Annotated in this window: 16 protein-coding genes; 3 read left to right on the forward strand and 13 right to left on the reverse strand. The window is 61.4% G+C overall.

The features are described from left to right. Window positions 1-8: 8 nt before the first annotated feature. From MA04_RS00355 to MA04_RS00365, 3 genes are all read right to left on the reverse strand, one after another. Complete coding sequence (locus MA04_RS00355) at window positions 9-1,319, reverse strand: TRAP transporter large permease (protein WP_055100383.1); 1,311 nt, start codon at window positions 1,317-1,319, stop codon at window positions 9-11. 9 nt (window positions 1,320-1,328) lie between these two features. Next, window positions 1,329-2,408, reverse strand: a complete 1,080-nt coding sequence (dctP, locus tag MA04_RS00360; protein WP_262459057.1) for a TRAP transporter substrate-binding protein DctP — start codon at window positions 2,406-2,408, stop codon at window positions 1,329-1,331. 94 nt (window positions 2,409-2,502) lie between these two features. Continuing rightward, window positions 2,503-4,128 (reverse strand): class I adenylate-forming enzyme family protein, encoded by a 1,626-nt coding sequence (locus tag MA04_RS00365; protein WP_262459058.1) that lies wholly within the window; start codon window positions 4,126-4,128, stop codon window positions 2,503-2,505. Window positions 4,129-4,948: 820 nt separating this feature from the next. On the opposite strand from MA04_RS00365, the gene MA04_RS00370 reads away from it, so the two are divergent. From MA04_RS00370 to MA04_RS00380, 3 genes are all read left to right on the forward strand, one after another. Beyond that, the gene (locus MA04_RS00370) at window positions 4,949-6,328 is read left to right on the forward strand and encodes a hypothetical protein (RefSeq protein ID WP_262459059.1); all 1,380 of its coding nucleotides are present in this window, start codon (window positions 4,949-4,951) and stop codon (window positions 6,326-6,328) included. Between the two features lie 736 nt (window positions 6,329-7,064). After that, window positions 7,065-8,450, forward strand: a complete 1,386-nt coding sequence (locus tag MA04_RS00375; protein ID WP_262459060.1) for a hypothetical protein — start codon at window positions 7,065-7,067, stop codon at window positions 8,448-8,450. A 287-nt stretch (window positions 8,451-8,737) separates the two neighbouring features. Further along, the gene (locus tag MA04_RS00380) at window positions 8,738-9,598 is read left to right on the forward strand and encodes a hypothetical protein (RefSeq protein WP_262459061.1); all 861 of its coding nucleotides are present in this window, start codon (window positions 8,738-8,740) and stop codon (window positions 9,596-9,598) included. 247 nt (window positions 9,599-9,845) lie between these two features. Here MA04_RS00380 and MA04_RS00385 read toward each other — a convergent pair whose 3' ends face one another. From MA04_RS00385 to MA04_RS00430, 10 genes are all read right to left on the reverse strand, one after another. Continuing rightward, on the reverse strand, window positions 9,846-11,474 hold the full coding sequence (locus tag MA04_RS00385; protein ID WP_262459062.1) for an SMP-30/gluconolactonase/LRE family protein: 1,629 nt from the start codon (window positions 11,472-11,474) through the stop codon (window positions 9,846-9,848). 70 nt (window positions 11,475-11,544) lie between these two features. Next, complete coding sequence (gene nfi / locus MA04_RS00390) at window positions 11,545-12,228, reverse strand: deoxyribonuclease V (RefSeq protein ID WP_063141189.1); 684 nt, start codon at window positions 12,226-12,228, stop codon at window positions 11,545-11,547. Window positions 12,229-12,307: 79 nt separating this feature from the next. Continuing rightward, on the reverse strand, window positions 12,308-13,864 hold the full coding sequence (locus MA04_RS00395; RefSeq protein ID WP_262459063.1) for a PepSY-associated TM helix domain-containing protein: 1,557 nt from the start codon (window positions 13,862-13,864) through the stop codon (window positions 12,308-12,310). Then, on the reverse strand, window positions 13,861-14,118 hold the full coding sequence (locus MA04_RS00400; RefSeq protein WP_163126687.1) for a hypothetical protein: 258 nt from the start codon (window positions 14,116-14,118) through the stop codon (window positions 13,861-13,863). Before MA04_RS00400 ends, MA04_RS00395 begins: the two co-directional genes overlap by 4 nt. Continuing rightward, window positions 14,115-14,393, reverse strand: a complete 279-nt coding sequence (locus MA04_RS00405) for a hypothetical protein (RefSeq protein WP_163126688.1) — start codon at window positions 14,391-14,393, stop codon at window positions 14,115-14,117. Before MA04_RS00405 ends, MA04_RS00400 begins: the two co-directional genes overlap by 4 nt. A gap of 99 nt (window positions 14,394-14,492) precedes the next feature. After that, complete coding sequence (locus MA04_RS00410) at window positions 14,493-15,041, reverse strand: hypothetical protein (RefSeq protein ID WP_262459064.1); 549 nt, start codon at window positions 15,039-15,041, stop codon at window positions 14,493-14,495. Then, window positions 15,038-15,634: a hypothetical protein gene (locus tag MA04_RS00415; RefSeq protein WP_262459065.1), complete on the reverse strand. Its 597-nt coding sequence runs from the start codon at window positions 15,632-15,634 to the stop codon at window positions 15,038-15,040. Before MA04_RS00415 ends, MA04_RS00410 begins: the two co-directional genes overlap by 4 nt. Before the next feature lie 262 nt (window positions 15,635-15,896). Next, on the reverse strand, window positions 15,897-16,205 hold the full coding sequence (locus MA04_RS00420; protein ID WP_163126691.1) for a hypothetical protein: 309 nt from the start codon (window positions 16,203-16,205) through the stop codon (window positions 15,897-15,899). 113 nt (window positions 16,206-16,318) lie between these two features. Next, window positions 16,319-17,350 (reverse strand): DUF2955 domain-containing protein, encoded by a 1,032-nt coding sequence (locus MA04_RS00425; RefSeq protein ID WP_262459066.1) that lies wholly within the window; start codon window positions 17,348-17,350, stop codon window positions 16,319-16,321. A gap of 11 nt (window positions 17,351-17,361) precedes the next feature. Then, entirely contained in the window at window positions 17,362-18,435 is a 1,074-nt protein-coding gene (locus MA04_RS00430; RefSeq protein WP_262459067.1) for an HlyD family secretion protein, read from the reverse strand. Window positions 18,436-18,509 lie beyond the last annotated feature (74 nt).

Raw genomic sequence — 18,509 nt, forward strand, 5'->3', positions numbered from 1 at the left:
CTCGCGGCTCAGCGAATTTGCTGTGGCAGCCAGGTAATCAGAGCGGGATAGCTGATCAACAGAACGGTCAGCACCACGCCGGCCACCAGCGCGAACAGACTGGCGGAACGGAACACCCGCGCCACCGGATAGTTGCCGGCGCTGGCGGCGGCGAAAGTGGCCAGCCCCACCGGCGGCGTAAGTAATCCCAATGCGATCATCAGGGAAGCCATCACCCCGAACCACAGCAGGTCGATTCCGGCACTTTGCAGCAGCGGCAGGATGATCGGTACCAGCAACACGATCACCGCCGCCGATTCCAGAAACATGCCACCGAGGAAGAACACCGCCATCAGAATCGCCGCCACCACATTGGGGTGTCCCAGTATTGGTTCCATCAGCGACAGCAGCTCATTGGGCAAACGGGAAAAGGTCAGGAAACGGGCGAAAATCTTGGCGCCGAGTACCAGCATCATGAGCGTGGCGGTGACCTTCACCGACTCCGCCAGCGCCTCGAACAATCCGCGCAGATTGACCCGCCTCATCAGCATCATGCCGGCCATGGCAGTGAAGGCGCCGAGCGCGCCGGCCTCCGCCACCGTGACCACACCACCGTAGATGCCGCCAAACACGATCAACATCAGAGCCACCACGAACAGAAAGGCGGTCATGCTGCGACGGGCCTCCCCGGAGGGCGGGGCTTGTTCCGGCGCCTGACCGTCCACCGCGCCCTCGCGCAATTCACCGAACAGGCGCAGGCAAACGATATAGATCACGATACACAGCAGCCCCGGCCCGATCGCGCCGATGAACAAATGGCCGATGGGCACCGATGCCAGCGAACCATAAATGATCATGATCAGACTCGGCGGAATGATCGCCGACAGGGAGCCGGCCACCGCCGACAGGCTCAACGAGAAGCGCCGGGTGTAACCCAGTTTTTCCAGCTCCGGCGACGCCAGTGATGCCAGGGAGGCGGAGCTGGCGGCGCCGGAGCCCGACACCGCGCCCAGCAACGAGCCGGTGACGATGGTCGCCACCCCCAATGGGAAGCGCCGATAACCGGACAACCGGTGCCCCACGGCGAACAGGTCCCGTATCACGCCGCCACGCAACAACAGCTGCGCCATCAACAGATACAGTGGCACGATGGACAGGGAGTAAATCGACGCGGTGTAGAACGTATCCGAACCAAGAATCCCACCGAGCACGTCCACACCGACCACCAGCACGATGCCCAACATACCGGCGCCAAACAGTACCGTGGCCACGTTCTGGCCGAGCACCAGGAAAGCGGCGAACCAGGCCAGCACTATCCAGATAATCTGCGTATTCGACATGGCACCGGCTCAGTCCTGTTCGAGGTAGTCCGCGGCACTCGGCGGAATGGTCCCGCCCTGCTCCTCAATCAGCTCCGCCCACAGGCGTGCGGTGGCCTTGCCCGGATGCCCGGCCTCCTCCATCTGTTCGATCCAGCGAATCCAGGTACGGCTGGCGGCATCCTGCAAATGCCCGGCCATGTCGTCGGACAGCTCGTTCAGTTCCACGAAGGTGGCGCCCGCCTTCTGGGTCCTGGCCCGCACCGCCTCTTCCTGCTGGTCAATATGAGCGGCGTTATCCAGGGCTACCTGACGGGCCACCCGGTCCCAGGTGGCGCGCTGTTGATCAGTCAACCCGTTCCAGGTCTCATCGGTGACCGCCAGGTAGCTTTCCCAGTGCCCCATGGAAATGCCGGTGATGGAGTACTTGAGCAGGTCCTCGAACGAGTACGATGGCCAATCCGCCACCGACAGGATGGTGCCAATCACCGTCTTGCGGGACAGCGCTTCGTAGGAGTCGGCACTGGTCATGGTCACCGGCGTCGCGCCCAGTTCCTGCAGCAGTATGGTGTGCAGCGCGGAGCCGGCGCGGATCGGCGCGCCTTCCAGGTCGTCCGGAGAATCCAGCACCCTGCCGATGGTGGATAACGAATATGCGGAAGTGGCCCCCAGGGGCCAGCCGCGCAACCCCTTGCTGCCCAATTCATACTGGTAAAAAGTCTTGCCGTCGGCCAGTTCCCGGTCGGAGTCCATCAGTGTCTGAAGCGCCTTGGTGACCATCACCGAAGTGGTATTCAGTGTTGGCAGCTGGGTCACGTCGGACAGCGGGAAACTGCCTTCGTGGTAGGGTGCCAGCAGCGGCGCGGCCACGGAAATGGTGCCGGTCTTCAGCGCATCCCATTCCCGCCCCGGTGTCACCAGGGAGCCGGAGTAGAAACGCACGAAGGAAAGGTCCGTTTCCTTTTCCATGGTGTCCACGAACGGGTCCATATGCTGCCCGACCCAGAAGTGCTGCTGCCCCATGCCGGCGGAAATCCTCAAAGGCGCGGCGGCGGACACCGCCGTCATCGCCGTGAGTGTCATAACCAGAAGCAAACGTACCATGCGCATAAAAATGTCCTCCCCGGCAACGCAACCGGCTTATCCGTGCTGATGTTGGGAGCGCAGGAACCATCCCGCGACGGTTGCGGTAAACCGTCGCGGCCTAGCCGGACGCTGTTTGAGTTTCGCTGATACGGAGCCGTAACTGCGCCTTCAACACCTTGCCATTGGCGTTACGAGGCAGCGGCTCCTCAAGAAAATCGATGAAATCAGGGATTTTGTAATCGGCCAGATGTTCGGCGCAGTAGGCCTTGAGACGGGCGGCGCTGAGCCCAGGGTCGTCGCGGACCACGAACAGTTGGATTTTCTCTCCCAGCACCGGATCAGGCCGGGCCACCGCGGCACACTCGATCACGCCGTCTAGCCCCTGCAGCAAACCTTCCAGTTCGGCGCTGTAAACGTTGTAGCCGGCACGGTTGATCATGTCCTTCTTGCGGTCCAGCACACGCACGTAACCGCTTTCGTCCACCGAGCCGATGTCCCCGGAACGCCAGTAGCCACCGGCGAATTCGGCCCGATCCGCCTCCGCGTTGTTCCAATATCCCGGCGACACCATGGGGCCGGCGATCCACAGCTCACCGGCCTCGCCGGGTGGCCGTTCGCGGCCATTGGAGTCCATCACTTTGATGTCACCGCAGGTGACCACCCGGCCGACACTGTCGGCGTGCCGGGCCGCCTCACCCAACGGCAGGATAGTTGCCGGTGAACAGGTCTCGGTGGCCCCGTAGGCGTTGACCAACTGCAGGTTCGGCAACCGTTCCGCCAATCGCTCGATGGTGGCTTCCGGCATGGGTGCGCCACCGAAGCCACCGAGCCGCCAGGCGGACAGGTCATATTGATCGAAGTCCGCCCGCAGCAGACAAAGGTTATACATGGCGGGCACCATCACCGTATGCGTGATCCGCTCCCGATCGGCCAGAGCCAGGAAACGCTGGGCGTCGAATTCCCGCTGCATCACCACGCAGCCACCCACGTGGAACAGGGTCAGAATCACCGCCACCACACCGGTCACATGACTTGCCGGCACCACCAGCAACGAGCGCTCGTTTTCACCCAGCGCCATGGACTGTTCAAAGTGCAGCAGGCTGTGCAGCAGGTTCAGGTGGGTCAGGCGCACCCCCTTGGGGCGTCCGGTGGTGCCCGAGGTGTACAGCAGGATGGCGGTATCGTCTTCTTGAGGGGTGGGCAGAGGCAGGCGCGGGGCGCCTTCCTTCAGCAGCGCCTCGAACGGTTCGGCGCCGGCGACCTCGCCACCCACCGCGAAGCGGAACGCCAGCGCCGGCAAGGTTTCCCGGCCGCTGACTTTATCGCCCTGAACGTCGTCATGAATCAGCACCTTGGCCTGGCAATGATAAAGGATATAGGCCAGCCCGGATTTCGATTCGCGGATATTGACCGGCACCACGATGGCACCGAGCCGCAGCGCCCCCAGCAGCGCCAGCACGAATTCATTGCTGTTGGCCAGCAGCAAGGCGATCCGGTCACCGGCCACCACACCGCGCCGCGCCAACTGAGCCGCGATATGTTGCATGCGCCGGTTGACCTCCCGGTAGGTCAGCCGCTGGCCATCACAGACCAGACACTCATTGTCCGGCGCCCGGCTCACGGCACGGCGAAAGGAGGCCAACAGATTAGCCGGTCTGGAGGCGTAGCAACGCACCAGGCGATCACCAAAGTGATACTCATGGCGAACGGCGAAGGGGGCCTTACACCCATACAGGTCACCCATATAAATCTCTCCGGAACTGCCGGGTCCATGTTGTTCTTCTCTTTCCATTGTTAGGGGGTGGCCCCGAAAGACTCGTCGTCCGAAGCGACGATTTGCCCATTCGGTAGGGAATCTATCCTCTTCCCGGAGGTCTTCTTAAAGTGTGCGCGCTTACTTACGCATTTCGATGTCTTATTTTGAAATAGTTCTTATCGGTATGGACGATTTTTTCTTTCACTAAATATGATATAGGCACCCATAACCGCTCAGTTTACGATCAATTTCCCGATCAAATGACATATTTGGAAATTATTTTCGTCGCCCCCTCCTCTTCTCATTTCATCTTTTCCGTGATTGCTTCCAGCCAGTGAACACCCACTCGCGCCGAAGACTCGCGTGCCCAGCAAACGAAGCAAAACACTTCAGTTCATGGCAACCCGCATGCAACCTATTGTTTTGGAAGAATTATTCACATGGCCATGCGACTTAAGGAGGGGTTCGCGAATCCCCTGAAAGCCGCTTACCATCGATATATCGCCCTTCTTCACGCGCGGGGGAAAAGCGCGAAGGCAAGGGGCCTCGGGCGCTCCAGGCATTTCGTCGAAACCGACGATTGTTACCATTCGGTCACAGAGACAACCATATCGTCGACAGGGAGTACGCCCGTTCCTCATTAAAGCCTGCGAAATGGGTATACTTGCACGTCTTCTAGGGTGCCTCCGGGATGGAGGTCCTCTCTCGGGAGAAACTGCCTTCGGAAGGGCGAAGGGAGGCACAGGGGCATAATTCAAAACAGCGGCCCCTCTATCAATAAACTTCGAAGAACACAGGACGAATAACAATGGCACTTAAGTGGACCAGCAATCACGAAGGGGGTCAGGCCAGCCCTGCCCGTTCCCAACTCCGCACCAGCATCAAAGCCGCCGCTATCGGCTCGGCCATCGGCCTCGGCACCCTGATGTCGGCACCGGCCATGGCGCTGAAAACCGATTTCGGTATGGAATATCGTGCTACCGCCTTCGCGGCCAGCTCCGATGCCTTCGATACCGGCACCCCCGGCACCTCCGAAACGGATACCGGTTTCGGCCATTTGATCCGCGTCAAAGCCAACTTCCTGGATGAAGACACTGGCATCTCCGTCTACACCAGTGTGGAACTGGCTGGCGACCGCTGGACCGGCGACAACCGCGGCTATAACACCACCAACGCACAAGGCTTCAACACCGCTAGCCGTGGCGACAATGTCCGCCTGGATCTCGGCTATGTACAGATTCCGGTGGGCCACACCATCTTCCGCGTGGGCCGTCAGGCCACCAGTTACAACAACTGTTTCCTGGTGTGTGACGATCGCCGTGACCGGGTGCTGATGATCCAGCCCCTGAGCAAGACCACTACCATGGTTCTGGGCTACGACCGCCGCCAGGATTCCACGCCTTTCGCCAACCAGGATAACGGCGACATGGCATTGCTGGGCGTCACCGGCAAACTGAGCGATAGCTGGAATGCCGGGCTGCTCTACGTGCAGTGGATGAACAACTACGAAGGGGTCACTCCGCATCCGGGCGGTGGCGCAACCCCTTACGCGCTCAACAACGTGACCCTGTTTTCCGGTTATGTGACCGGCGGTCTCGGCGATGCCGTGAAGGGTACCCTGGGCTTTAACTACTTCACTAACGGTAACGTCGAAACCGGTGCGGACGATCAGTACTTCACCGATCAGTCTCCGTCCGGCTATCTGCGCCTTGAAGGCGGCGTCGGCGTCGTTGACTGGGGCGTCCAATACGTCCTGTCCCGCGATGGCGGCCTGATTGCTCCCGGCTTCGACACCTATTCCAGCCTGATCAACAACAATCCGGACGCCACCCAGAGCGCCAACAGCATGTACACCATGGGCCGGACTCTGGGCCTCAAGGACATGGACGAGGATCTGGTGATCGGTAAGCTGACCTGGAACGTCACCGACAAGTTCGCCGTTACCGGCGCCGTGGGCCAACTGTCCGTGGATACCGGCACCATGGACGACGACAGCATGGTCTACGACCTGCAGTTCGCCTATCAGGTCAACAAGGCGCTGCGCACCTGGTTGTCCGTGGGCATGCTGGAAGAAAACAAGGCCGGAACCCTGGCCGGCAATGGCTTGGTTGGCTCTCTGGCGGGAATGAACACCTTCGCCGACGACGACGTGAAAGCCGCCAGCCTGAATATGACCGTGAACTTCTGATTGTTTGCTGAATCAGTAACCCTCCGGAAAGGGGCGGCCCAAGCCGCCCCTTTTCTTTTGTCCGCACCCCACCCACGCTGATATTGTCCCGCCGACGATAACCACAGAGGCTCTCCCGGCTTCCAACCACCTCTATCGCCTCAGGCCCAACCGAGCCCCCTCCGCGCCGATCCCCAGACCTCCCAGCCGCTTTCCGCAGGGGATGTCCCGCTGTCAGTACACGATTCGACCTCACCGGGAAAAACAAACATCCCCATGCCCGGCCGCTCTCGAAACGCTCTTGATTACGCCATTATTATTTAATTCAACCCGGTTTATATATTTGCGCATTTCTCTTTTCATTTTTATATTAATAGAACAATCGTCCCACACTTTAAATAATGGTTTCATTAACCCGTAACTCAGTCTTTTTAATTCGATTTAAGATTAGAAACATTCCCACCAGTATAAATTTCACATCTCGTCGGAAACGACGATTGTTACCGTTTCTCCATGAAGGGAAAGATAAGCTGACCGGGGCGTATTAATACGCTTATGCAGAAATGCACTCCGGCAATTAAGAGCCTTGCAAAATAAGACAGGCTCACTCGGGAGAAACTGCCTTCGGAAGGGCACGAGGGACATCGGGGATTGGCACACGGGTACAAATCAACACCGGGTGCGGTCGCCATGGCGCATCGGCGCCGTCCGAAGTTCCCAAATACCAATAAACTTCGAACAATAAAGGGCAACAACAATGGCATTTAAGTGGACCGATAAACAAAATACACCGCTGACCACCAGCACCCCTTCAAATCAACTCCGCAAAAGTATTAAAGCCGCCGCGATCGGCTCCGCCATCGGCCTCGGCACTCTGATGTCGTCCTCCGCCATGGCTCTGAAAACCGACTTCGGCATGGAATATCGCGCCACCGCGTTCGGCGTCACTTCCGACGCTTTCGACTCCACCGATCCCGGCACCTCCGACACGGATACCGGCTTCGGCCATCTGATCCGGGTAAAAGCCAACTTCCTGGATGAGGATACCGGTATCTCCGTCTACACCAGTGTGGAACTGGCCGGTGATCGCTGGGTGGGTGACAACCACGGCGCCGCCTCGCCCGCCAATGACCAGGCTTTCAACGCCGGCAGCCGCGGCGACAATGTGCGCCTGGATCTGGGTTATGTGCAGATTCCGGTAGGCCACACCATCTTCCGCGTGGGCCGTCAGGCCACCAGTTACAACAACTGCTTCCTGGTGTGTGATGACCGCCGTGACCGGGTATTGATGATTCAACCGCTGAGCAAGAAAACCACGCTGGTGGCACTCTACGATCGCCGCCAGGACGCCGCGCCGTTCGCCAACCAGGACAACGGCGACATGACCACCCTGGGTATCACCAGCAAGATCACGGATAACGTGAATGCCGGCCTGGTCTACGTGCAATGGATGAACAACTACGACGGCAGCATCGCCTATCCCGGCGCGGCCACGCCCTATGTCCTGTCCAATGTCACCCTGTTCTCGGGCTATGTCAGCGGCGGCCTCGGTGACGTCGCCAAAGCCACCGTGGGCTTCAACTACTTCACCAATGGCAACGTGGAAGGCGCCGCCGACGACCAGTACTTCACCGATGACGCCCCCTCGGCGTATCTACGCCTTGAAGGCGACGCCGGTGTCGTGGGCTGGGGACTGCAGTACATCATGTCCAAGGACGGCGGTTTGATCTCCCCCGGCTTCGACACCTACTCCAGCCTGATCAACAACAATCCCGATTCCACCCAAAGCCCCACCAGCATGTATCGCATGGGTGGCACGCTCGGGGTCAAAGGTTACGATGAAGAGGTGATCGCCGGTAAGCTGACCTGGAACCTCACCGACAAGTTCGCCGTTACCGGCGCCGTGGGTCAGCTGTCCGTCGACAACCCGACCATCAACGCCGATGACGACAGCATGTTCTACGACCTGCAGTTCAGCTATCAGGTCAACAAGACCCTGAGAACCTGGCTGTCCGTGGGCATGCTGGAAGAAAACGAAGCCGGCATGTTGTCCAGCAACGGCCTGGTCGGTCCTCTGCCCTCGGCGGCTTTCGCCGATGACGATGTGAAGGCCGCCAGCCTGAATATGACCGTCAACTTCTAAGTTCCCGGTTCCGTGTGGTGAGGGCAGTCCGGGATGGACCGCCCTCCGTGGAATCCGTTTGGATTCACTGCACCATACCGCGCGGCATGAGGGTCCCTTCGCCCTGTTGTCCGCCTCTCGTCGCGTCACCCGCGGATCGTGCCATTTCCGCTGGTACGCGGCGCTTTTTCATGTAGGCCGGAGAGCCTGACACTGGACACTCCCTCTTCAGTTGCGCAAACTCCAAGAGACGTTCGGGCCGGCCTGCTCCGACCCGCCTCCTCAATGCGGTAGAAACGGAAACATCCATGAATAACAGCCCCCGTCGAGCCCTGCTTGGTCTCCTGGCGGCCGCCTTTGTCAGCGGTTGCGCCAGCCAGAACCTGGACACTGAAAACGCACTGGAAATGGTCGACTCTCCGGCCGAGCTCAACACGCCCAAACCGGAATGGAAGACGCCGTTCTGGGAGCGTGGCGCCAGTGACCAGGGTGCCGTCACCGCATTCCAACGTCGCGATGAACCCCTCAATAATGTCGGCGTGCTGGTACAGGGTCAGCTCGGCAATGCCGATGCCTTCTGGAACACGCTCACCGAAGGCGCTCCGGAACACGGCTTCGTGATTGTCCCCACCGGCACCCTGCGTGACGCCCTGAGCAATACCCAGGGGTGCGGCAATGCTCCGCTGCAAAGCGAGAGCTGCCTTGACGGTCTGACCACCTACCCGGGCGTTCGTCTGTTGGTGGAAGTGGTTCCCGCCGGCCAGAATCAATTACAGGTTTCCCTGCGCGATACCACCCGTGAAGGCGTCTCCACGGTGACCCTGGGCACCGACAGCAACGGCGGTGCCAACGCCCTGTTGGATGAACTGGCCGCCCGCGCCGACAGCGCCCGCTGGTCGGTACGCGCTTTCGACGGTGGTGATGGCCATGTTTATATCCCCGCCGGCCGGCGCAACGGGCTGGCACTGGGCACCGAACTGGAAGTACGGCAGCCGGGACAGGCGATCCAGGCGCCGTCCGGTCAGGTGATCGGTTGGCGCCCCGGCGCCGTCGCCGGCACGGTGAAGGTGACTCAGTGGGTTGGCGAGGGCCTGGCAGTGGTCGAGACCACTTCGGGTAGCGCTCCCAGTCCCAATGATTGGCTCACCCTGCCCCGCAAGAAAAACTGATCCGCTTGTTTGAAAAGGAACACCAAGGGTCCGGGGACCACTGGTGTTCCGAAAATCGCTGGCGCGCCACACCCAAAGCCTGCATTTGCCGGCCTTGGAAACATGGATGCAGAGGTTCCTACGAAGCCACTGTGGGAGCTTGCTTGCAAGCGAATTCTTTGGACGCAGTAGATTCGCTTGCAAGCAAGCTCCCACAGCGACTTCGTAGTCGGCTCCATGGAAACGGCCAGGCGATGTATCTTCGCTCTCAGCGCCGCTTCATACGATACAGGCCGCCCTTGCGGTCGGCACTGAAGTAGAGGTCGCCGTTGGCGGCTTCCACCACATCATTGAAGACGCCGGTGGGCGGCAGGCCCTGAAGCTGGGGCAGCCCCACCGGCAGTTCCTCCGCCAGCACTCGCTGGTCGCCCCGGACCGGGTCCACTTCCAGCAGACGGCGCTTGCCCACTTCCATCACCAGCAGCTTGCCTTCCCGGGTCAGATCGATGCCTTCCGGCAAGACCAGGTCGTCGCGGATCAGGCGGCGGGACCAATCCTCGGTATCGAACGCCCACAGATTGCCGCCGGCATCGGCCACATACAGCGCCGAGCCGTCTTTGTTCAGGGACAAGCCGGCCGGTCCTTCCAGGTCCTCAACCACCACATCCCTTTTCTTGCCTTCCTCGCCGGACACCCGCACCAGATCGCCACTGGCCAGCTCCGCCACCAGCAGGCTGCCGTCGTTAAGACGGACCACATCGTGCGGCGCCTTGAACTCATGCAGGGAGCACTTTAATTCACCGCTGTGCCGATCGAATTCCTGCACCACGCCGGCGGCCCAGCTGGCGGTGACCACGGTGTCCTGATCCGCCCAGATGTTCATCGGGTATTCCAGGTCCGAGCCCCATACCCGCGCCAGCTCATGCACCTCGCCTTCGCCCACTGCATAGCGGCGCAAGGCGAACACATCGGCGATGTAGATATCATCGCCAACCACCGAAAGCCCCGCCGGCGCGGCCAGATCCGAACGCACCAGGGTGCGGACCTTGCCGCTTTCCGGGTCCACTTCCTGGATCGAATTGTCCGCCATGTTGGAGACATAGATACGCTTGCGTTTGTGGTCCACGGCCAGGTTATCCAGGGCCGGTTTCAGTGTGGCCACGGTGGTTTTGGCGCCACTGTCCACATCCACCCGCACCAGCTCGCCGGTTTTGGTATCCACCACGTAGAGCCGCCCTTCGGCATCGAAATTCACCGCCGCCGGGACCTGGAAATCCCGCGCCACGGTTTCCATCTTGCCGCTGTCCACGTCCACGCGAACCACTTTGCCCTTGAACCACAACGGCCCGTACAGCTTGCCGTCGGCGCCGAATTCGAAACCATTGAGGCCGCCCATGTCTTCCTTGATCTTGCGTACCGGCGCTTCACCCTGGCGGTCGATTTCGTAGAGCGCATCCCCCATGAACACCTGGGTGGCGAACAACCGGCCTTCCTTGTTGTAAGCCAGGGAATTGATGCCGGGCAGGCCAAGGGCGGCGTCACGCACTTCGCCATCGGCATCGCGAATGCGCAGAATACCGCTGAGGTAAGAGGTCCAGGCCATTTCGCCGTCGGGCCCGAAGGCGACGTCGTCGGCCATGCCCTCATCCGGCCCTTCAAACACCGTCACCTTGCCGCTGTTGATGTCCACGCGATTAAGCGATTGTCCCACCACGCTGCCGGCGTACAAGCGCCCTTCAGCGTCCACACCCAGTCCGTGCACACCCAGATACGGCAGGGGGCCGACCACGGCCCTGGGCGCGTCGTAGCGCGCCTCCTGGGCCTGAACGGCACTCCCGAATGACAAACACAACACCAGCGTCATCCAGCGCCATTGGGTGCGGGGTCGACAATACATACAACTCTCCATTCCGTGTCCTGGTCATACCGGCACTTCGCCGGACAAAGTGGCAGATTAGCAGGCCGGGCTATTTCAGGCGATCCAGCCAACGTTGACCGCGATTGGAGGCCAGCCCATCGGCCCAGCGGGTGGTTTCCGGCAGACGGTAGCGGGTGACACAGGCCATTACCCACTCCAGCGCGGTGGCCAGGGAAAGGCGATGGCCCGGCGAGATGAACAACGGCTTGACCCCTTGCCGGGTTCGCAGCACCGCGCCGATCACCTCATCGCCATCACGTAGAGGCACCCAGGCACCGCGCCGGTCCGGCACCGGGTCATGAGTACCGACCAGCCGGCTTTTCGCCACGCCGATACTGGGCAGGCCGGTCAGCACACCAAGGTGGGAGGCCACCCCCAGACGACGCGGGTGGGCGATACCCTGACCGTCACACAGTAAAAGATCCGGTGTGACCTTCAGCGACGCCAGCGCCCGCAGGACCACGGGGCATTCGCGGAAGGACAACAAACCGGGCACATAAGGGAAAGAAACCGGCAGGCGCGCCAGGGCATGGTCCACTGGCTCCAGGGTAGCGGCGTCCAGTACCACCACCGCGGCACGGGCGGTGTGCTTGTTCTCGAAACCCACATCCACGCCGGCCACGGTACGCACCACGGGAAGCTGGTCCTCGGTGATCACGGCGGTGGCGGTTTTCCGCTGCAAGGCGATGGCATCCCGGGGCGTCAAACCCGCCCACTCCTGTTCCAGACTCATCCGCTTTCGATCCTCGCTCGCCATCGACAGAGGAGGCAGGATGCGCCAGACCCGGCGATGATGCCAGAGCCGGTTTGTATCAGGAGCTGGCCAGCTCCGCCTCACTGGCCGGAGCCGGTGGGGCGGGCACCCACAGCGGATGTGGCCCGGCCCGGCGCAAGCGCCGCACCCGCAGCCACTCCACCGCCGCCAGGCTGGCCGCCACCGCCCACAAGGCGGTGTTGACCAGATGGATGTGGGGCTCACGCCAGGAAGCGAACCCTTCCAGCCCGCCTTGTACCAAAGGAACCAGCAGGTACAGCGCGATACAGCCGCGCAGTCCCCACCGGCACATGGCCAGTGGCGCTGCCCGCAGGGCAAGCAGCAGGGTCAGCAGCAGCACCGCCAGGAAAGCGCCTTTTTCCGACCAGGCCACGGCACCGGCCCATGGTGAATGGCTGACCACCTTGTTGGCGAGACAACTCACCGCGAGCCCCGCCATCACGCCAAAAGTCACCCCCAGCGTCACCCGCAGCATGATGATGGCGGACCGGCTCGGCCCCTGGCGGTCGGTGCGCCGTTCGGCCCACATCACATTGCCGGAAAAGAACAACAGGCACCCCAACAGACCGAGAACGAAGTACAGGCTACGCACCAGCAATCCGCCATAGTCGCCGAAATGCAGGGAGTACACTGGTGACAAAGCGGCATGGTTGAACGGCCGGTTGCCGGGGCTGGTGACGGTCAGGGTGCGGGCGTCATCACCGGCCAGCACCACGTGGGCGTGATGAGCGATCCACCCGGGCACGGACCCGGCCACATCCACCACCGCATTACGGTCCCCGTACTGCTGGAGCTCGATCCAATCCACCCGCAAATCCGGCAACTCGGCACGGGCGGCGGCCACGTAGGCCTCCACGCCAGCCATCGCCGCCGATTCACCACTGGCCCGCGGTGTTGGCCAGGCCTCGGTGGCGTCGGTGATGGCCCCCTGCAATTGCGGCCCGAACACGAGTGTGCCGGCCACCAGCGCCAGCAGCGCGAAACAGCCCATGGCCGCACCGGTAATGGCAAAGATGGCGTGGAACGGAAAGCTGATGACGCCGACCAGATTATGCAGGTTTTTCCAGTAACGCCGCAGGTTGCCTTGATGGCGCAGAGCAAAGAATTCCTTTTTCAGTTTTGGCCAGTGGATCACCAGCCCGCCAATCAGCGCTGCGCCATACAGCACCGAGATAATACCCATCAGATAAAGGCCGACCACTGGCAGCGCCAGTTTGTAATGCAGCTCATTGATGAACTCGGCCAGCTCCGAGCGCGGCTTTTTGACTCGTTCGCCGGCGGCATTGAAATCGCTGGCATGGTCGAATTGCCATTCCTGGTCGGCGTCCTGCCACAGGGCCACCGGGTCGTCCCCCGGCACCAGATACATCAGTTTGGCCGCCTCCGGCGTGACCGCCAGCACCTGGTCCAGCAATGCCTGGAGGTCGCCCTCACCGCCGTCGCTTTCGGCGACATAAGGCTCCTGCCAGTGATGCAGCTCCTCATGGAACATGTTCAGAGCGCCGGCGAAAAACGCCACGAACAGCGCCAGCCCAGCCAGCATGCCCAGCCAGCCGTGCAGGTCAATGTGTTTGCGCAGGGTATTTGCTTTCATGGCGCCGCCCCATAAAGTCCGGTGGTTTGCAGCACTATCCAGGCGGCACCGTTGGCGGCCACCAGCCAGACCGCGGTGCGCCAGTGACTGGCGGGCAGCGCGGCCAATGTGATCAGCGCCGACCACAAGACCACGGACAGCAGCAAATACAGCACCAGCCATTGCCGCCAGTCCACCGGCAGTATCGCCGCCAGCAGGCCGCACAGCATCAAAGCCAGCGGCAGTCCCAGCACGGTTCCAAGCAGCGCTCTCATGAACGGGGCCGCCCCTGGGCCCGGTAACCGTCCACCAGGTGGCCCACTAGCATCGGCAACACCATACTCCCCAGGGCAAACACCCATAAACCGGTAAATAGCCCCACACCAACCCCCCAATGCGCGGCCCAGCCCGCCAGACCACCCAGGGTCATCAGCAGCCCACCTAAGCGCGCCGCCGGCGGTAACGGCAAAGCCAGCAGCCGCTGTTGCCGATCGGAGAAATAAAGCAAGGCGGCACCCAGCAGGGTCACCACCACTAGAAGTAGCGTCATAGAGGAAAGAGGTAATAAGTTATGATAACGATTCGCATTTATAACCCCGCGGGCAGGACAGGGTCAAGGCGGGCGAACCGCAAGCGGGCCTGGTTCAGGTTACCTGGACAGGGAACGCATAATACGCTGGGCCGTGCTGATGGCTTCCGGGTCGAGACGATCCCAATCCACCGAGTCCCGATCGGGCACCCACACGTCGGTGAATGCGGCGGCGTCCGCCACCGCCATCTCCGGCGACAGCAGCGGCACCCGCAACCACTGTCCGCGTAAGCCGCCGGCTAGAGATACTTCCCGGAGCCATTCAACGGGCCGGCGATGCAGGCGCACGGAAGCGAACACGCAGCCGTCGGTCTCTTCGGAGACCGCGCAGTCGAGCCGGGCATCCCGTTCCCGGCTGACCTGATGCCGCCATAATGCCGAGCCGCCGATGATCACCAGGGAGGGAAAGGCCAGCCGCAAGGCAGTGGCCAGATGCTCATCGGCCAGAACCTCGCCAATCGCGCAACGGACAAACACCGGTCTCGGCGGCGCCACCTGCCGCACCCGGCCACTCTCCAGCCAGCGCAACACCAGCGCCATCGCCTCTTCGTCGCTGCTGCCGCTTTGCTTGATGTCGGCCAGAGTAAATACCGGACCCGTTTCGATCATTGGCGCACCGTGAACACGGACTCTTCACGCAATCCCAGCCAGTGGCGGATCCGCAGCGCCGGACTGATCGCCGAGCAAACCAGGGTAACGCCCGCGGGGTGCCGGGCCAGCAGAGCCCTCATGGAGGTCAACAGCTGAACGCGCTGCTCCATTTCGTCAATGACGGCGATACGGTTCGTTAACGGATGGCGGGACTGTGCCAGGCGTAGCGTCAGCAGCCGCCCCTGGTATTCCTCCTGCAGGGCGGCATAAGCACGCTCCACTACACTGAAGGCACTGAGACGTTGCACCCCTCTTACCCCCAGCCCGCTGCGACCGGAACCCGAAGTGCCCGGCTCAAGGGAGCCACGGCGGGCCCCATGGCTCAGCCAGCGCCACCACCAGGGCCGCCGCCGGGATTCACTCAGGTACAGCGCCCAGGCCCGCAACCGCCGAATATCGCGCCGCAGCTCCCTGGCGCGGGCATGCCGCTTGCGCCCCATGGAGCGGGACACCGCGAGATATTCCTGCAAGGCTTGCACACGACCCTGAATCGCGCACAGGGCGAGGTCGACGGGATAACCCCCGGCATCGATCTGTTCCTGGCATCCCATGGGTCCACCTCACACTGGGGAAAACGGAGCGCTGTTTCCGGGCCATCCACAATCACGACAACCGGGTTGTAACTCTAGTCAGTTCGACCGGAATCACCAAAGAGGGAAACAGTGCCGTTTGCGTGAATGGATGTAGCCGATTGTATCGGTTGGACATGACACCCGCGGCGGCGGGAAAAGAAGATCGCCGACGGCGCGGGCGCCGCCGGGAAAACAACACACCGCCGGGGTGGCGGCGTGTTTTCAGACTGCAACGAAAAGATCAGTTTTGGTTTTCACCGGTAACCGCGTCTTTAACGTCTTCACCGGTTTCCTTGGTCTTTTCCCAAGCGTTCTCACCCGCTTCCTTGGTCTTGTTCAGAGCATCCTCACCGGCTTCCTTGGTATCCTGCCAGGTTTCGTCGGCGCTCTCGCCGGCTTTTTCCATGGTCCCTTCATTACTCATATCGTCCACGGCCTGATCCACTTTCTCACCCGCTTCCTCCATCGGACCTTCCTGTTGATCACAGGCAGCCAGCCCCAGCAGGGCACCAAACAACACAACGACAAAACCTTTGCTGAACGTACGCATAATTGCTCCTTGCACGTATCCATGAACGTTGCAGCAAATCTAGGCTTTTCCCCGTTTTATGTCAGCTACATGTCCGGCGTTTTCCGGGGATTTTACGAATATCCATGATGATTTTACGAAACGGTATAACGGGTGCCAGGCAATAAATTGAGCATTTTATGGACTATATATATCACCGTCAGCGCCACCACCACCGCCACGGTAATGGAACTGAACCGGTACAGCGTCTGATAAATGGCGTCCTGCTGTGGCAATAAATACTGCCCGAAAATCACCGCGATAGTGGTTGCGCCGGCGAAACCCACGCCACTGGCACCTTCCTGCACATGCCGTCGGGCAAAAAACATCAGTGCCACCCAATAAAGCGGGCCTACCAATAGCCAGTTTGAATACCAGTCGTATAACAGCAACTGAATCAACAGCGCGGCATTGCAACCCAGCAACACGCCCACCGCCCGTGCACGACCGTACTGCAGCGCGCCGGCATAGGTCATCGGGAACAACATCAACAAAGTGGTGACCTGGGCGGACAACGAATCGCGCAAATCAAAAATCTGGAAGACCAGGAAACTGACGGTGGCGACCGTCGACCCCAACAACACCTGGTGTCGTAACTGCTCCGGGTTCTTTTGCGGTGGCGAGGGCGGCGCGGCGGCCTGCTTCGACGGAAACAGACCGCACAGTAACCAGGCCACCGCCACCGTCAGCAGCGAGGCCGCCACATTGGCCTTGGCCATGCCGCCGAAATCCATGTCCGGATAACTGGCGAAATGGAACAGCACGCTGGAGGAGACCAGGCCATTGGCACCAAACAGGAAGAAGCGCCCGCTGGCCATGCAATAGAAACGAATGGCGAACAGCGACCAGACCAGAGGGGTCATCAATAGCGGCTGGTCTCCGAACATGCCGGCCAGCACGTAGACTTCCACCACGTTGACCAGCGACGCGGCCACGAACTGCAAGCTGGCATGGGCGCTGAATCGCGGCACCATGCCCAGCAGCAGCACCGGGTAAACGCAGAAAAACAGGCCGGTGCTCCACTGGGTCAGGTGGGCAAAGCCGAACCCGATCAGGGAACCCAGGCTGATACGCAGACATTGCCGGAATTGATCCGGAGTCAAACGGTGAGCGTCACGTGCCGCCATACCGGCCCCGCTCAGTACAGGTAGTGCAGCAGGGAGAGAACGCGGATCTGCAGCCAACCGAAGCCGTGACTGAGCCACGATAGTCCATCCCGTGGATAAAGCTGCACGGTGGTACGCGCGCCGACCCGCAACGGCGGTTCTTCCTCACTGTCTTCCAGTACCAACCGCACCCGTACCCTTTGCGCGTCACGCACCCAGCGGTCAGTATTCTCCACCTGAGCCAGTTGGCCGTCCGGCACGCCCTGGCCGTCGCGTACCCCTTTGCCCATGGATTGCACCCGGGCCTCGAATACCCGCCCGGGCCAGGCATCGAAAACGATTTCGGCACGGTCACCGGGGTGTACGTCACGCAAACTCTTTTCACGGAAATCCGCCGCCACCCAGACCGGCGCGTCGGCGATCAGACTGACCAGAGGCTCACGGGCATTGGCGTAGGTCCCCGACTCCAGCTGCAGGTTATCCACCACCCCGGCCACCGGTGCGGTGATGCGGGTTCGCGACCAATCCAGCCGCGCCTTTTCCAACTCGTTCATGGCCTGGGCCAAGGCCAGATTGTGTTCCTTGTCCTCGCCCAGACGGGTTTCCAGGCTGCGGATGGCGGCCCGGGCCGACTCCAGTTCGGACTCGGCGTTATCCACCGCCAGTTCACCCTGTTCCCATTCCTGGCGCGACACCGCCCCGCCCTCGAACAGGTTCTTCAGTCGCTGGCGCTGCCGTCGCGCTTCCTCCAGCGTCGCCCGGGCGCTGACCTCACGGGCACGGGCGCCGGCCAGTTCCGCCAATAATACGGCGTTATCCTGCCCGGCCTCCGCCACCCGCAGTTCCGCGCCATCCATGATCAGCCGGTAATCCTGCTCCGCCACGGTGAACAGCAGGTCCCCCTGATTCACGTGATCGCCGTTGGTCACCGCCACACCGGTCACCTCTCCGGCCACCTGCGGCGCCACCTGCACCACATAACGCTGCACTCGCGACAAAGTGGTCAAAGGCGCGTGCAGGTCCATCCAGACCACATAAGTGAATACCAGGGCGAACACCACCAGGGCACGGCGCACCCAGCGGCTGAACTGCTGTTCAGGGGTCATCGAAGGCTCCGTTGGAGAGGGAGGCCGCGCATTGTATAGCAATAAGGTCGGCCATCGTGACCACACGGTCACAT

Origin of the sequence: Alloalcanivorax balearicus MACL04 (assembly GCF_025532145.1) — a bacterium.
Taxonomy (GTDB): Bacteria; Pseudomonadota; Gammaproteobacteria; order Pseudomonadales; family Alcanivoracaceae; genus Alloalcanivorax; species Alloalcanivorax balearicus.

Bases quoted from the DNA above. Each gene is read 5' to 3' on its own strand.
- MA04_RS00355 (WP_055100383.1), bottom strand. From the start codon at position 1,319: ATGTCGAATACGCAGATTATCTGGATAGTGCTGGCCTGGTTCGCCGCT.
- dctP (WP_262459057.1), bottom strand. From the start codon at position 2,408: ATGCGCATGGTACGTTTGCTTCTGGTTATGACACTCACGGCGATGACG.
- MA04_RS00365 (WP_262459058.1), bottom strand. From the start codon at position 4,128: ATGGGTGACCTGTATGGGTGTAAGGCCCCCTTCGCCGTTCGCCATGAG.
- MA04_RS00370 (WP_262459059.1), top strand. From the start codon at position 4,949: ATGGCACTTAAGTGGACCAGCAATCACGAAGGGGGTCAGGCCAGCCCT.
- MA04_RS00375 (WP_262459060.1), top strand. From the start codon at position 7,065: ATGGCATTTAAGTGGACCGATAAACAAAATACACCGCTGACCACCAGC.
- MA04_RS00380 (WP_262459061.1), top strand. From the start codon at position 8,738: ATGAATAACAGCCCCCGTCGAGCCCTGCTTGGTCTCCTGGCGGCCGCC.
- MA04_RS00385 (WP_262459062.1), bottom strand. From the start codon at position 11,474: ATGTATTGTCGACCCCGCACCCAATGGCGCTGGATGACGCTGGTGTTG.
- nfi (WP_063141189.1), bottom strand. From the start codon at position 12,228: ATGAGTCTGGAACAGGAGTGGGCGGGTTTGACGCCCCGGGATGCCATC.
- MA04_RS00395 (WP_262459063.1), bottom strand. From the start codon at position 13,864: ATGAAAGCAAATACCCTGCGCAAACACATTGACCTGCACGGCTGGCTG.
- MA04_RS00400 (WP_163126687.1), bottom strand. From the start codon at position 14,118: ATGAGAGCGCTGCTTGGAACCGTGCTGGGACTGCCGCTGGCTTTGATG.
- MA04_RS00405 (WP_163126688.1), bottom strand. From the start codon at position 14,393: ATGACGCTACTTCTAGTGGTGGTGACCCTGCTGGGTGCCGCCTTGCTT.
- MA04_RS00410 (WP_262459064.1), bottom strand. From the start codon at position 15,041: ATGATCGAAACGGGTCCGGTATTTACTCTGGCCGACATCAAGCAAAGC.
- MA04_RS00415 (WP_262459065.1), bottom strand. From the start codon at position 15,634: ATGGGATGCCAGGAACAGATCGATGCCGGGGGTTATCCCGTCGACCTC.
- MA04_RS00420 (WP_163126691.1), bottom strand. From the start codon at position 16,205: ATGCGTACGTTCAGCAAAGGTTTTGTCGTTGTGTTGTTTGGTGCCCTG.
- MA04_RS00425 (WP_262459066.1), bottom strand. From the start codon at position 17,350: ATGGCGGCACGTGACGCTCACCGTTTGACTCCGGATCAATTCCGGCAA.
- MA04_RS00430 (WP_262459067.1), bottom strand. From the start codon at position 18,435: ATGACCCCTGAACAGCAGTTCAGCCGCTGGGTGCGCCGTGCCCTGGTG.